The 13359-nt window shown below is 69.8% G+C and carries 11 protein-coding genes; 7 read left to right on the forward strand and 4 right to left on the reverse strand.

The window, feature by feature from the left end; all coding sequences use genetic code 11:
* The first annotated feature begins 88 nt into the window (after positions 1-88).
* Both ABT137_RS46900 and ABT137_RS46905 read left to right on the forward strand, forming a co-directional pair.
* Positions 89-3637: a multifunctional oxoglutarate decarboxylase/oxoglutarate dehydrogenase thiamine pyrophosphate-binding subunit/dihydrolipoyllysine-residue succinyltransferase subunit gene (locus ABT137_RS46900; protein WP_351719249.1), complete on the forward strand. Its 3549-nt coding sequence runs from the start codon at positions 89-91 to the stop codon at positions 3635-3637.
* A 163-nt stretch (positions 3638-3800) separates the two neighbouring features.
* A complete protein-coding gene (locus ABT137_RS46905) occupies positions 3801-3980 on the forward strand; it encodes a DUF6104 family protein (protein WP_023586593.1) in 180 nt (59 codons plus the stop codon).
* A 113-nt stretch (positions 3981-4093) separates the two neighbouring features.
* Here the strand turns inward: ABT137_RS46905 and ABT137_RS46910 are convergent, their stop codons facing one another.
* The gene (locus ABT137_RS46910) at positions 4094-4318 is read right to left on the reverse strand and encodes a hypothetical protein (protein WP_351719251.1); all 225 of its coding nucleotides are present in this window, start codon (positions 4316-4318) and stop codon (positions 4094-4096) included.
* Positions 4319-4545: 227 nt separating this feature from the next.
* On the opposite strand from ABT137_RS46910, the gene ABT137_RS46915 reads away from it, so the two are divergent.
* Positions 4546-5472 carry a DUF4097 family beta strand repeat-containing protein gene (locus ABT137_RS46915; RefSeq protein WP_351719253.1) on the forward strand — a complete coding sequence of 309 codons (927 nt, stop codon included), beginning with the start codon at positions 4546-4548 and terminating at the stop codon, positions 5470-5472.
* Between the two features lies 1 nt (position 5473).
* Positions 5474-6565: a PadR family transcriptional regulator gene (locus tag ABT137_RS46920; RefSeq protein WP_351719255.1), complete on the forward strand. Its 1092-nt coding sequence runs from the start codon at positions 5474-5476 to the stop codon at positions 6563-6565.
* Positions 6566-6604: 39 nt separating this feature from the next.
* On the opposite strand, the gene ABT137_RS46925 is transcribed toward ABT137_RS46920, so the two are convergent.
* Positions 6605-7570, reverse strand: coding sequence for a zinc-binding dehydrogenase (locus tag ABT137_RS46925; protein WP_351719258.1), 966 nt, complete (start codon positions 7568-7570; stop codon positions 6605-6607).
* A gap of 308 nt (positions 7571-7878) precedes the next feature.
* Positions 7879-9111 carry an NAD(P)-dependent malic enzyme gene (locus ABT137_RS46930; protein ID WP_351719260.1) on the reverse strand — a complete coding sequence of 411 codons (1233 nt, stop codon included), beginning with the start codon at positions 9109-9111 and terminating at the stop codon, positions 7879-7881.
* Between the two features lie 583 nt (positions 9112-9694).
* On the opposite strand from ABT137_RS46930, the gene ABT137_RS46935 reads away from it, so the two are divergent.
* Genes ABT137_RS46935 through ABT137_RS46945 form a run of 3 tightly spaced genes read left to right on the forward strand, consistent with a single transcriptional unit; the run spans position 9695 to position 12411 of the window.
* Entirely contained in the window at positions 9695-10654 is a 960-nt protein-coding gene (locus tag ABT137_RS46935) for an ABC transporter substrate-binding protein (protein ID WP_351719262.1), read from the forward strand.
* A 30-nt stretch (positions 10655-10684) separates the two neighbouring features.
* Positions 10685-11614: an amino acid ABC transporter permease gene (locus tag ABT137_RS46940; protein WP_351719264.1), complete on the forward strand. Its 930-nt coding sequence runs from the start codon at positions 10685-10687 to the stop codon at positions 11612-11614.
* Positions 11611-12411 (forward strand): amino acid ABC transporter ATP-binding protein, encoded by an 801-nt coding sequence (locus ABT137_RS46945; protein WP_351719266.1) that lies wholly within the window; start codon positions 11611-11613, stop codon positions 12409-12411. Before ABT137_RS46940 ends, ABT137_RS46945 begins: the two co-directional genes overlap by 4 nt.
* An 84-nt stretch (positions 12412-12495) precedes the next feature.
* On the opposite strand, the gene ABT137_RS46950 is transcribed toward ABT137_RS46945, so the two are convergent.
* Positions 12496-13278 (reverse strand): class I SAM-dependent methyltransferase, encoded by a 783-nt coding sequence (locus ABT137_RS46950; protein WP_351719267.1) that lies wholly within the window; start codon positions 13276-13278, stop codon positions 12496-12498.
* Positions 13279-13359: the final 81 nt, after the last annotated feature.

Raw genomic sequence — 13359 nt, forward strand, 5'->3', positions numbered from 1 at the left:
CGGCAGTGTGCTGACTTCTCTTCATGCACCCCGCGCGTCAGCCTGGTGGCGGATCATTCACCGCGCCCAGTGAGGAGGCCGACGACCCGTGCCCGCTCCCGCCGCCCAGGCGCCCGCCGCGCCCGCGCCGGCCGCCCCGGCCGCGCCCGTCGCTCCGAAGGCCGCAGCGCCCGCCCCGGCGCCCGCGAAGCCCGCTGCCGCCCCGGCCCCGGCCGCCGCGAAGCCGGCCGTCGCCGCCAAGGCCGCCGCGCCCGCCGCCGAGGCCCCGGAGGGTCCCGAGCTGGTCACGCTGCGTGGCCCCGCCGCGGCCGTCGCGAAGAACATGAACGCCTCGCTGGAGCTGCCGACGGCCACCTCGGTCCGCGCGGTCCCGGTGAAGCTGCTCTTCGACAACCGGATCGTCATCAACAACCATCTGAAGCGCGCCCGGGGCGGGAAGATCTCCTTCACGCACCTGATCGGCTTCGCGATGGTCCAGGCCATCAAGGCCATGCCGTCGATGAACCACTCGTTCGGCGAGAAGGACGGCAAGCCGACCCTGGTCAAGCCGGCCCACGTCAACCTGGGCCTCGCCATCGACCTGGTGAAGCCCAACGGCGACCGCCAGCTGGTCGTCGCGGCCATCAAGAAGGCCGAGACGCTGAACTTCTTCGAGTTCTGGCAGGCCTACGAGGACATCGTCCGTCGCGCCCGCGACAACAAGCTGACGATGGACGACTTCACCGGCGTCACGGTCTCCCTGACCAACCCCGGCGGCCTCGGCACCGTCCACTCGGTCCCGCGTCTGATGCCCGGCCAGTCGGTCATCATGGGCGTCGGCTCGATGGACTACCCGGCGGAGTTCCAGGGCACCAGCCAGGACACTCTGAACAAGCTCGGCATCTCGAAGGTCATGACGCTCACGTCGACCTACGACCACCGCGTCATCCAGGGCGCCGCCTCCGGCGAGTTCCTGCGCGGCGTCGCGAACCTCCTGCTCGGCGAGAACGGCTTCTACGACGACGTCTTCGAGTCGCTGCGCATCCCGTACGAGCCGGTCCGCTGGCTCCGGGACATCGACGCCTCGCACGACGACGACGTCACCAAGGCCGCCCGTGTCTTCGAACTGATCCACTCCTACCGGGTCCGCGGCCACGTCATGGCCGACACCGACCCGCTGGAGTACAAGCAGCGCAAGCACCCCGACCTGGACATCACCGAGCACGGCCTCACCCTGTGGGACCTGGAGCGCGAGTTCGCGGTCGGCGGCTTCGCCGGCAAGGCGATGATGAAGCTGCGCGACATCCTCGGCGTGCTGCGCGACTCGTACTGCCGCACCACCGGCATCGAGTTCATGCACATCCAGGACCCCAAGCAGCGCAAGTGGATCCAGGACCGCGTGGAGCGCCCGCACTCCAAGATGGAGCGCGAGGAGCAGCTGCGGATCCTGCGCCGCCTGAACGCGGCGGAGGCCTTCGAGACCTTCCTGCAGACGAAGTACGTCGGCCAGAAGCGCTTCTCCCTGGAGGGCGGCGAGTCCGTCATCCCGCTGCTCGACGCGGTGATCGACTCCGCGGCCGAGTCCCGCCTGGACGAGGTCATCATCGGCATGGCCCACCGCGGCCGCCTGAACATCCTCGCCAACATCGTCGGCAAGTCGTACGCCCAGATCTTCCGCGAGTTCGAGGGCAACCTCGACCCGAAGTCGATGCACGGCTCCGGCGACGTGAAGTACCACCTGGGCGCCGAGGGCACCTTCACCGGCCTGGACGGCGAGCAGATCAAGGTCTCGCTGGCCGCCAACCCGTCCCACCTGGAGACGGTCGACCCGGTCATCGAGGGCATCGCCCGCGCCAAGCAGGACATCATCAACAAGGGCGGCACGGACTTCACGGTCCTGCCGGTCGCGCTGCACGGCGACGCGGCCTTCGCGGGCCAGGGCGTGGTGGCCGAGACCCTGAACATGTCGCAGCTGCGCGGCTACCGCACCGGCGGCACGGTCCACATCGTCATCAACAACCAGGTCGGCTTCACCGCCGCCCCGGAGTCCTCGCGCTCCTCGATGTACGCCACCGACGTGGCCCGCATGATCGAGGCCCCGATCTTCCACGTGAACGGCGACGACCCGGAGGCGGTCGTGCGCGTCGCGCGCCTGGCCTTCGAGTTCCGCCAGGCGTTCAACAAGGACGTGGTGATCGACCTCATCTGCTACCGCCGCCGTGGTCACAACGAGTCGGACAACCCGGCCTTCACCCAGCCGCTGATGTACGACCTGATCGACAAGAAGCGCTCGGTGCGCAAGCTCTACACCGAGTCCCTGATCGGTCGCGGCGACATCACCCTGGAAGAGGCCGAGCAGGCCCTGCAGGACTACCAGGGCCAGCTGGAGAAGGTCTTCACGGAGGTCCGCGAGGCCACCGCGCAGCCGGCCGCCGCACCCGCCCAGGAGCCGCAGGACGGCTTCCCGGTCGCCGTGCCGACCGCGATCTCCACGGAGGCCGTCAAGCGCATCGCCGAGTCCCAGGTCAACATCCCGGACTACTTCACCGTCCACCCGCGTCTGCTGCCGCAGCTGCAGCGCCGGGCGGCGATGATCGAGGACGGCACGATCGACTGGGGCATGGGCGAGACCCTGGCCATCGGCTCGCTGCTGATGGAGGGCACCCCGGTGCGCCTGTCCGGCCAGGACTCCCAGCGCGGCACCTTCGGCCAGCGGCACGCGGTCCTCATCGACAGGGAGACGGGCGCGGACTACACCCCGCTCCTCTACCTGTCCGAGGACCAGGCCCGCTACAACGTCTACAACTCGCTGCTCTCCGAGTACGCGGTGATGGGCTTCGAGTACGGCTACTCGCTCGCCCGTCCGGACGCGCTGGTGATGTGGGAGGCGCAGTTCGGTGACTTCACCAACGGCGCCCAGTCGGTCATCGACGAGTACATCTCGGCGGCGGAGCAGAAGTGGGGCCAGACCAGTGGCGTCACCCTCCTCCTCCCGCACGGCTACGAGGGCCAGGGCCCGGACCACTCCTCGGCCCGCATCGAGCGCTTCCTGCAGCTCTGCGCCCAGAACAACATGACGGTGGCCATGCCCACCCTCCCGTCGAACTACTTCCACCTCCTGCGGTGGCAGGTGCACAACCCGCACCACAAGCCGCTGGTCGTCTTCACCCCGAAGTCGATGCTGCGCCTCAAGGCGGCGGCCTCGAAGGCGGAGGAGTTCACGAGCGGGCAGTTCCGCCCCGTCATCGGCGACGCCTCGGTCGACCCGGCCGCGGTCCGCAAGGTCGTCTTCTGCACCGGCAAGGTCTACTACGACCTGGAGGCCGAGCGGCAGAAGCGCGGCGTCACGGACACCGCGATCATCCGCCTCGAGCGCCTGTACCCGCTGCCGGGTGCGGAGCTCCAGGCCGAGGTCAACAAGTACCCGAACGCCGAGAAGTACCTGTGGACCCAGGAGGAGCCGGCGAACCAGGGTGCCTGGCCGTTCATCGCGCTCAACCTGATCGACCACCTGGACCTGGCGGTCGGCGCGGACGTCCCGGCCGGCGAGCGCCTGCGCCGCATCTCCCGCCCGCACTCCTCGTCCCCGGCGGTGGGTTCGGCCAAGCGCCACCAGGCGGAGCAGGAGCAGCTGGTGCGCGAGGTGTTCGAGGCGTAGGCCTCGCCGCCTCACCGACAGGCCGTAGGGCCCGGTCCCCGTCGCGGGGGCCGGGCCCTACGGCGTTCGTTCCCGGACCCGCACCGGGCCCTCCGCCGTCCGCCTAGGCTGGTAGACGCCCACCACCGGGCATCCACACATGCAGGCAGCAGGAGAGCAACCCATGTACTTCACCGACCGAGGCATCGAGGAACTGGAGAAGCGGCGCGGCGAGGAAGAGGTCACCTTCGAGTGGCTCGCGGAACAGCTCCGCACCTTCGTTGACCTGAACCCCGACTTCGAGGTCCCGGTGGAGCGCCTGGCGACGTGGCTGGCCCGGCTGGACGACGAGGACGAGGAGTAAGGAGCCCTTGGGGCGCCCCGTCAGGGGCGCGGGGCTGTATCCGATGTGCGGCTCCGCCGCGTGAGCGCGACCAGCCCCCACCGGCCCGCAACCGCAGTAGGCCCGGTCGTCGGTCAGTCCCGCGGAAACACCGTCTCGTACGACAGCTCCAGCACCCCGTGCACCATCAGCACCGCCCCCACGACGGCCCACCCCACGCTGCGCCGCCGCATCCCCCACGCGGCGGCCGGCAGGCCCACCGCCACCTCGGCCAGGGCCAGCCGATGGGCCCTCGGCACGCATTCCGCGCTCTGTGCCCCCGACGGCCGGGAGACGGCTCTGGATTCATCCGTCGACATGGACTCACGGTAAGCAATTCATCCGCTTGCCGCCCGATATACGACCCACTCGGGGCTTGTCGAGGTCAACGCCGCACCCAACCAACCACACCCGCGGGTGTCTTGACTTCCCATGCCCGCGATATATCGTGTTTCATGGAAGACGCGATATGGCGCGAGCCGCGCCATCGCGTCGGCGCCCATCCGCCGCGTCCAGCCGTCGCGTCCGGCCCGAGGAGGTCCGCACCATGCCCAAGTCCGAGTGGTCCGTCGCCGAGCCCGAGAAGCTCGACTTCGACACCCCCGTCAGCGACCTGCACGTCCGCATCGTCAACGGAACAGTCAACGTCGTGGGCACCGACGAGGGTTCCACCCGCCTGGAGATCTCCCAGATCGAGGGTCCGCCGCTGGTCGTCACGCACGAGGGCGGCACCCTCACGGTGGCCTACGAGGACCTGCCCTGGAAGGGCTTCCTCAAGTGGCTCGACCGCAAGGGCTGGCGGCGCAGCGCGGTGGTCTCCCTGGCCGTCCCGGCGGACACCCGCGTGGAGGTGGGCGTGGTGGGCGCCGCGGCCGTCGTCTCCGGGATCACCGGCACCTCGGTGGTCAAGGGCGTCACCGGCGACACCACCCTGGTCGGACTCTCCGGCGAGGTCCGCGCGGACACGGTGTCCGGGAACCTGGAGGCCCAGGCCGTCACCGGCAACCTGCGGTTCAACTCCGTCTCCGGCGACCTGACCGTCGTCGAGGGCTCGGGCTCCGCCGTGCGCGCCGACTCGGTCAGCGGTTCCATGATCATCGACCTGGACCCGGACGGCCCGACCGACGTCCGGCTGACCAGCGTCTCCGGCGAGATCGCCATCCGGCTGCCGCACCCGGCCGACGCCGAGGTCGAGGCCAACACCGCGAGCGGCACGATCTCCAACGCCTTCGACGGACTGCGGGTGCACGGCCAGTGGGGCGCCCACAAGATCACCGGCCGCCTCGGCGCGGGCACCGGCAAGCTCCGCGCCACCACGGTCTCCGGCTCCATCGCCCTGCTGCGCCGCCCGCCCAAGGAGGACGACGACGAGCGGGCCGCCTGGACGGCCGAGCCCCCCACGGGCCCGGCAGAACCGGCCGACGGCACGACCGACGCCCCGACCGACGGCACGACCGACAAGAAGGTGCTCTGACATGCCTCCCGTCTTCGCCCACGGCCGTCTCCGCCTCTACCTCCTCAAGCTGCTGGACGAGGCCCCGCGCCACGGCTACGAGGTGATCAGGCTGCTGGAAGAGCGCTTCCAGGGCCTCTACGCCCCGTCGGCGGGCACCGTCTACCCCCGCCTCGCCAAGCTGGAGGCCGAGGGCCTGGTCACGCACACCACCGAGGGCGGCCGCAAGGTCTACGCCATCACGGACGCCGGCCGCGCCGAACTGGCGGACCGCAGTGGCGAGTTGGCCGACCTGGAGCTGGAGATCCGGGAGTCGGTGGCGGAACTGGCCGCCGAGATAAGGGCGGACGTGCGCGGCGCGGCCGGTGACCTGCGCCGCGAGGTGCGCGAGGCCGCCTCCGAGGCCCGGCACGGCGCGGGCACGGGGGCCGGGGAGTACGGCGACCTCGGTGACAAGGAGTCGTGGCGGGCCGCCAAGGAGGAGATGCGCCGGGTCAAGCAGGAGTGGAAGGAGCAGGCCCGCCGCGCCAAGGACGAGAGCCGCCGGGCCCGTGACGAGGCCCAGCGGGCCCGCCGGCAGGCCCAGGAGGCCCAGACCCGGGCACAGGCCCAGGCACAGGAGGAGATGCAGCGCATCGCCCGCCGGGTGCAGGAGCACGTCCAGGACCACTTCGCGCGCGGCGACTGGCCGACCGGAGTCCGCGAGGGCCTCACCGAACTCGCCAAGGAGTTCGGCGATTTCGGAAAGGACTACGGCAAGGAGTTCGGCAAGAATTTCGGCGCCCGCACCGAGCCGGACCCCGGCACCGGCACCGGCACCGGCCCGAACCTGCGCAAGCCGGCACCGGCATCGTCATCCGCACCGGCCCCGGAGTACTCGCAGACCCCGGAGGACTTCCCGGCGCAGTACGTCCCGGCGTGGGCGCACGGCGACGAGACCGACACCGGCGACGCGGCCCGCGACCTCGACCGGCTCCTGGACCGTTTCCGCGACGACATCCGCGACGCGGCCCGCGACCACGGAGTCACCACGGACCAGCTCCGCGAGGCCCGCCGCCACCTCTCGACGGCGGCGGCCCACATAGGAGCGCTGCTGCGCACCCCGAAGCCCTGAGGACCGGCCGTACGGGGTCCGAACGGGGTCCGGGCCCCCTCAGGAGTTGGTCAGCACGATCTTCCCGAACTGGTCGCCGGACTCCAGCCGTTCGAAGCCCTCGCGGGCGCGGTCGAGCGGGAGCAGCTCGTCGATGACGGGACGGACACCGGTGGCGGCGCAGAAGGCGAGCAGGTCCTCCAGTTCGTCCTTGGTGCCCATGGTCGAGCCCACGACCTTCAGCTCTAGGAAGAAGATCCGGGTCAGCTCGGCGTGCGAGGGGCGGTCGCCGCTGGTGGCGCCGGAGATGACGATGGTGCCGCCGGGCCGCAGCGACTTCACCGAGTGGGACCAGGTGGCGGCGCCGACGGTCTCGATGACGGCGTCCACGCGCTGCGGCAGCCGGGCCCCCGGCTCCACCGCCTCGACGGCACCGAGTTCCAGGGCCCGCTTCCGCTTGGCCTCGTCGCGGCTGGTGGCGAAGACCCGCAGCCCCGCGGCCTTGCCGAGCACGATCGCGGCCGTGGCGACACCACCGCCCGCGCCCTGCACGAGGACCGAGTCGCCGGGCCGTACCCCCGCGTTGGTGAAGAGCATCCGATAGGCCGTCAGCCAGGCGGTCGGCAGGCAGGCGGCCTCGGCGAACGACAGTTCCTTGGGCTTGGGCAGGATGTTCCAGGTGGGCACGGCGACCTGCTCGGCGAAGGTGCCCTGGTAGCGCTCGGTGAGGATGGACCGGGGCTCGTCCGGTCCGACCCCGTGCCCGCTCTGCCCGATCACGGAGTGCAGGACGACCTCGTTGCCGTCCTCGTCGACGCCGGCGGCGTCACAGCCGAGGATCATCGGCAGCCGGTCCTCGGGGAGACCGACGCCGCGCAGGGACCAGAGGTCGTGATGGTTGAGGGAGGCGGCCCGAACATCGACGGTACTCCAGCCGGGCCGGGCCACGGGGGCGGGGCGCTCCCCCAACTCAAGGCCGGAGAGCGGCTGGTCGCGGTCGATTCGGGCGGCGTAGACGGCGAACATGAAGCCGACGATAGGGTCCCGGCGCCGGGCGCGAAACCGGACGCCGCTGTGACACATCCCCTCTTGCGCCCGGCGCCTCGCACAAGCGCCCCAAAGAGGCGCTGGGGGTACCCCCGGCCGAAGGCTGGGGGAGGAACTGCGCGCCCAGCCCCCACCCACCGGCACCCGACGGCAGCTCTACCCACCCCCCCATGCGGGGGCCCGGGGGCGGCAGCCCCCAGCACAACGGTCACCTCGTAAGCACCCGAACGGGTGGGAGGGTGGACAAAAAAAGTGGCCCCGCCCAAAAGGAGCGAGGCCACTCGAGCTCACCGCCGGGCAACCCCCTCGGCCCGCGCCGCCGCAGCCACCGCCGCGGTCACCGCAGGCGCGACCCGCTCATCGAAGGGAGACGGAATGACATAGTCGGCCGCGAGATCGTCGCCGACGACCGCCGCCAGCGCCTCCGCCGCCGCGATCTTCATCCCCTCGGTGATCCGGGAGGCCCGCACCTGGAGCGCCCCCGCGAAGATGCCGGGGAACGCCAGCACGTTGTTGATCTGGTTCGGGAAGTCCGACCGACCGGTCGCCACGACCGCCGCGTACTTGTGGGCGACGTCGGGGTGCACCTCGGGGTTCGGGTTGGCCATGGCGAACACGAACGCACCTTCGGCCATCGAGGCGACGGCCTCCTCCGGGACCGTACCGCCGGAGACGCCGATGAAGACGTCGGCGCCGGCCAGCGCGTCCTCCAGGGTGCCCTTGAGCCCGGCCTTGTTGGTGAACCCGGCGACCTGGCGCTTGACGTCGGTGAGGTCGTCGCGGTCGGCCGAGATGATGCCCTTGCGGTCGGCGAGGGCGACGTCTCCGATGCCGGCCTCGACCAGCATCTTCGCGATGGCGACCCCGGCCGCGCCGGCGCCCGAGATGACCGCCCGGAGCTGCCCGATCTCCCGCCGGCTGAGCCGCGCGGCGTTCCGCAGGGCCGCGAGCGTCACGACGGCCGTACCGTGCTGGTCGTCGTGGAAGACCGGGATGTCGACCCGCTCCTGGAGCTTGCGCTCGATCTCGAAGCACCGCGGCGCCGAGATGTCCTCCAGGTTGATCCCGCCGAAGGACGGGGCGAGCCGGACGACGGTCTCCACGATCTCGTCGACGTCGGTGCAGGCGAGGGCGATGGGGACCGCGTCCACGCCGCCGAACTGCTTGAAGAGGATCGCCTTGCCCTCCATCACGGGGAGGGAGGCCTCGGGACCGATGTCCCCGAGGCCGAGCACGGCCGTACCGTCGGTGACGACGGCCACGACGGACGACTTCCATGTGTAGTCGTTGACCAGCTCGGGCTGTTCCGCGATCGCGGTGCACACGCGCGCGACTCCGGGCGTGTACGCGAGGGAAAGGTCGTCCTTGTCACGGAGCGGCACGGTGGCCTGCACGGCCATCTTGCCGCCGCGGTGCAGCGCGAACGCCGGATCGAAGGAATCGAGGGGCTCGGCCCCGCCGTCCTGGTCCGTATTGCCCGACGCGCTGTCGCTGCGAGGATTGACGATCTCCGCTGCCACTTGTCTTACCCCTTAGGTATGCATGGTTTGAGGGTCGGCCGCTCCCGGTGAGGGAGCGGGCGGGCACCGCGCAGGGCCCGATCACTGATACGTACGAGTGGCACGTACGAGCACCTGCGCGACGGGCGCGCCGCACACGCGCCCTGAGCCCCGGATGAGGGGTGTAAAGAACCTTCTTACCGGACGGACAGCGCTCACGACGAGTCGAATAGGCGCAAGGTCACATCACGGATGTCGTAGACAGCCGACAGATGAGCGGCTGAGTGACCGGCAGAAGATCATGGGCCACGGCCCGAGGTGAACCGGCGGTGAACCGAAGATCTTCCGGCCAGAAGGTCGGATTCCCGCAGATGTGCGGGGCGGCGGGTCGAGGAGGAACCGGCCTGACGCGTCACGGGGGTCACCCGTTATCCGATTTTGACATGGTGACACGTCTGCTTGGAGCAATCCCAATGGCAGGATGCCGTAAACCCACGAGGTCGCGACACCCGAAGGTGTGTGTTTCCGTCGACCCATCGGCATATCGGCATATCAGACACATCGGTATATCGGCTTGTCCTACCCACTGCCGGAGGAACCCACCATGACCGCAAGGTCCACCCGTCGTACCACCGCCTCGCGCTCCCAGATTGCCGCGTTCGGTGCGATCGCGGTCGCAGGCGCCCTGATCCTCACCGGCTGCGGTGACCAGACGGACAAGGGCAGCGACAACGGCTCCTCCTCGTCGTCCTCGGCCCCGCTGGCGAGCAAGCTGCCGGACGACATCCGCAAGGCCGGCGTGATCAAGGTGGGCTCGGACATCGCCTACCCGCCGGTGGAGTACATGGAGAACGGCAAGGCCGTCGGTGTCGACCCGGACATCGCGGACGCGCTGGGCAAGCAGCTGGGCGTGAAGTTCGAGTTCCAGAACGGCAAGTTCGACAACCTGATCGTGGGTCTGCAGGCCAACCGCTTCAACGTGATCATGTCGGCGATGAACGACACCAAGGACCGCCAGGACGGCATCGACTCCGACACCGGCAAGAAGGTCGGCAGCGGCGTCGACTTCGTCGACTACTTCACCGCCGGCACCTCGATCCTGGTCCAGAAAGGCAACCCGAAGGGCATCAAGTCCCTGGACGACCTGTGCGGCAAGGTCGTGGCCCTGCAGAAGGGCACCACGTCCGAGGGCATCGCCAAGGCGCAGAGCGAGAAGTGTACGAAGGGCGGCAACAAGGCCATCGACCTCCAGACCTTCGACACCGACCCGGAGGCGCTGCTCCGCCTGAAGCAGGGCGCCTCCGTCGCCGACCTGAACGACTTCCCGGTGGCCGCCTACAACGCCAAGACGTCGGGCAGCGGCAAGGACTTCGAGGTCGTCGGCGAGCAGATCGAGGCCGGCCCGTACGGCATCGCGGTCAGCAAGGAGAACACCCAGCTGCGCGACGCGCTCCAGGCCGCCATGGCCGCCATCATCAAGAACGGCGACTACCAGAAGATCCTGGAGAAGTGGAACGTCACGCAGGGCGCGGTGACCGAGTCGAAGATCAACGGCGGCTCCTGAGCGCCCCGGCACGACTGAAGGGCCGTCACTGTGACTGACACGGTCGACAAGACTCCGGCGCCGTCCGTGCCGCCGGAGCAGATCAAGGCCATCCCGGTGCGCCACTACGGACGCTGGGTGTCCGGCGTCGTGGTCGTCGCCCTCCTGGTGCTGATCGGGATCGCCTTCTCCAACGCGAAGATCAACTACAGCGTCATCCCCGACTACCTCTTCGACCAGGGCATCGTCTCCGGCGCCTGGACCACGCTCTACATCTCGGTGCTGGCCATGGTGCTCGGCGTCGCGCTCGGCGTGGTCCTGGCCGTGATGCGGCTGTCGTCGAACCCGGTCACCAGCACGGTGTCCTGGTTCTACATCTGGTTCTTCCGCGGCACCCCGGTCCTGGTCCAGCTGCTGCTCTGGTACAACATCGCGCTCGTCTTCCCGATCCTCAACCTGGGCTTCTACAAGGACGAGATGAACCAGGTGATGACGCCGGTCCTCACCGCGCTGCTGGGGCTCGGCCTGAACGAGGCCGCGTACATGTCGGAGATCGTCCGCGCCGGCATCCAGTCGGTCGACGAGGGGCAGACCGAGGCCTCGCACGCGCTCGGCATGACCCAGGGCCAGACGCTGCGCCGGGTGATCCTCCCGCAGGCCATGCGGGTCATCATCCCGCCGACCGGCAACGAGTTCATCAACATGCTGAAGACCTCGTCGCTGGCCTACGCGGTCCAGCTCCCCGAGCTGATCAAGAAGGCCACGGACATCTCCAGCACCTCGCTGGCGGTCGTCGAGATGTACTTCGTCGCCTGCATCTGGTACCTGTTCCTGACCACGATCTTCAGCATCGTCCAGTACTACATCGAACGCCGTTACGCCCGCGGCTCCTCGCGCAACCTCCCGCCCACCCCGCTGCAACGGCTGCGGAAGAATCTGGCCCAGTGGGGTTCGTTCCGTCGCCCGGAGGTGGCCCGATGAGCTCTCTCGCCAAGGACATCACCCCGCCGAGCAGCGGCGCCCCGATGGTCAAGGCCGAGGGCGTGCACAAGTCGTTCGGGCTGTCGCACATCCTCAAGGGCATCGATCTGGAGGTGCTGCCGCGCGAGGTGTTCTGCCTGATCGGCCCGTCCGGTTCCGGCAAGTCCACGTTCCTGCGGTGCATCAACCATCTGGAGAAGATCAGCGCCGGCCGGCTGTACGTCGACGGCCACCTGGTCGGCTACCGCCAGCACAGCGACAAGCTCTACGAGCTGAAGGAGAAGGAGGTCGCGGCGCAGCGGCGGGACATCGGCATGGTGTTCCAGCGCTTCAACCTCTTCCCGCACATGACGGCGCTGGAGAACGTCATGGAGGCGCCGGTCCAGGTCAAGCGCGAGTCGAAGGCGTCGGCCCGGGAGCGGGCGCAGCGCCTGCTTGACCGGGTCGGCCTCGGCGACCGTACCGGCCACTACCCGGCGCAGCTCTCCGGCGGCCAGCAGCAGCGCGTCGCGATCGCCCGCGCGCTCGCCATGCAGCCGAAGCTGATGCTCTTCGACGAGCCGACCTCCGCGCTCGACCCGGAGCTGGTCGGCGAGGTCCTGGACGTGATGCGGGACCTGGCCGAGGACGGCATGACGATGATCGTCGTCACGCACGAAATGGGCTTCGCCCGCGAGGTCGGCGACAGCCTGGTCTTCATGGACGACGGCGTGGTGGTCGAGTCCGGCCACCCGCGCGACGTCCTGACCAACCCCCAGCACGACCGGACGAAGTCGTTCCTCTCCAAGGTCCTGTAGACCCGAGGAGCGTTACGGCGCGAAAGGGGCGGTACGAGCATCCTCGTACCGCCCCTCCGGTCTGCCCGGGGTCTGCCCTTCGGTCTACTTGAGGGCGAGCAGCAGCGTGTCCGACGGCGAGCACCACACCGCCCGCGCCTCGCCGAACCCCTTCTCGCGCAGCACGCGCGCGTGCCAGGCGGCCGAGGGCATGTCGCCGTCCGCGTGCTCCCCGTAGATCTCGAACCGCCGGGCGGTCGGCCCGGCGAGCACCGGGTCCTGCGCCGCGAGCTGCCACCACTCGGCCCAGTCCAGCGCCCCCGCCGCCTTGGCCTGATCCATACCCCGATGCCGCCGCGCCCGTTCCGCGGCGTTGATCCGCGGCGTGCTGTCGTCGATCATGTGGTCCGCGTTCATGAAGACACCGCCGTCGCGGACAAGCTCCGCGACCTGACCGTAGAGGGCCGCGAGGGGTTCGCTGTGCAGCCAGTGCAGGGCCGTGGCGGTGAGGACGGCGTCGTACGAGTCGTACGGCAGCCGCGCGGTCCACTCCGGGTCCTTGAGGTCGGCGGTGACGAGCGTGACCCGGTCGTCGCCCGCGAAGGTGCCCTCGGCGATGGCGAGGAGGGCCGGGTCGAGGTCGATTCCGGTGCTCACCGCGTCCGGGAAGCGGGCGAGCAGCCGGGCGGTGATGCTGCCGGTGCCGCACGCGAGGTCGAGGACCCGGGGTGCCGTACCGACGAGCGCCTCCACCATGTCGAGCATGATCCGGAACCGTTCCTCGCGGTCCGGCATGTACCACTCCTGCTGCCGGTCCCAGCTCTCCTGCCAGGCACCCCAGTCGGCCCCGGTCGTGGTCGTGGTCGTGGTCGTCGGCGCGTCCGTCATGGCAACCCTCCACCGCACAAGTCCCGTAATACCCTGGAAGCACGACCGTCTGTTACCCGACCGCACGACCGACCATAGAGT

It is taken from the genome of Streptomyces sp. NPDC001980, from assembly GCF_040296885.1.
Taxonomy (GTDB): domain Bacteria; phylum Actinomycetota; class Actinomycetes; order Streptomycetales; family Streptomycetaceae; genus Streptomyces.

Bases quoted from the DNA above. Each gene is read 5' to 3' on its own strand.
- ABT137_RS46915 (WP_351719253.1), top strand. From the start codon at position 4,546: ATGCCCAAGTCCGAGTGGTCCGTCGCCGAGCCCGAGAAGCTCGACTTC.
- ABT137_RS46925 (WP_351719258.1), bottom strand. From the start codon at position 7,570: ATGTTCGCCGTCTACGCCGCCCGAATCGACCGCGACCAGCCGCTCTCC.
- ABT137_RS46920 (WP_351719255.1), top strand. From the start codon at position 5,474: ATGCCTCCCGTCTTCGCCCACGGCCGTCTCCGCCTCTACCTCCTCAAG.
- ABT137_RS46935 (WP_351719262.1), top strand. From the start codon at position 9,695: ATGACCGCAAGGTCCACCCGTCGTACCACCGCCTCGCGCTCCCAGATT.
- ABT137_RS46910 (WP_351719251.1), bottom strand. From the start codon at position 4,318: ATGTCGACGGATGAATCCAGAGCCGTCTCCCGGCCGTCGGGGGCACAG.
- ABT137_RS46945 (WP_351719266.1), top strand. From the start codon at position 11,611: ATGAGCTCTCTCGCCAAGGACATCACCCCGCCGAGCAGCGGCGCCCCG.
- ABT137_RS46950 (WP_351719267.1), bottom strand. From the start codon at position 13,278: ATGACGGACGCGCCGACGACCACGACCACGACCACGACCGGGGCCGAC.
- ABT137_RS46905 (WP_023586593.1), top strand. From the start codon at position 3,801: ATGTACTTCACCGACCGAGGCATCGAGGAACTGGAGAAGCGGCGCGGC.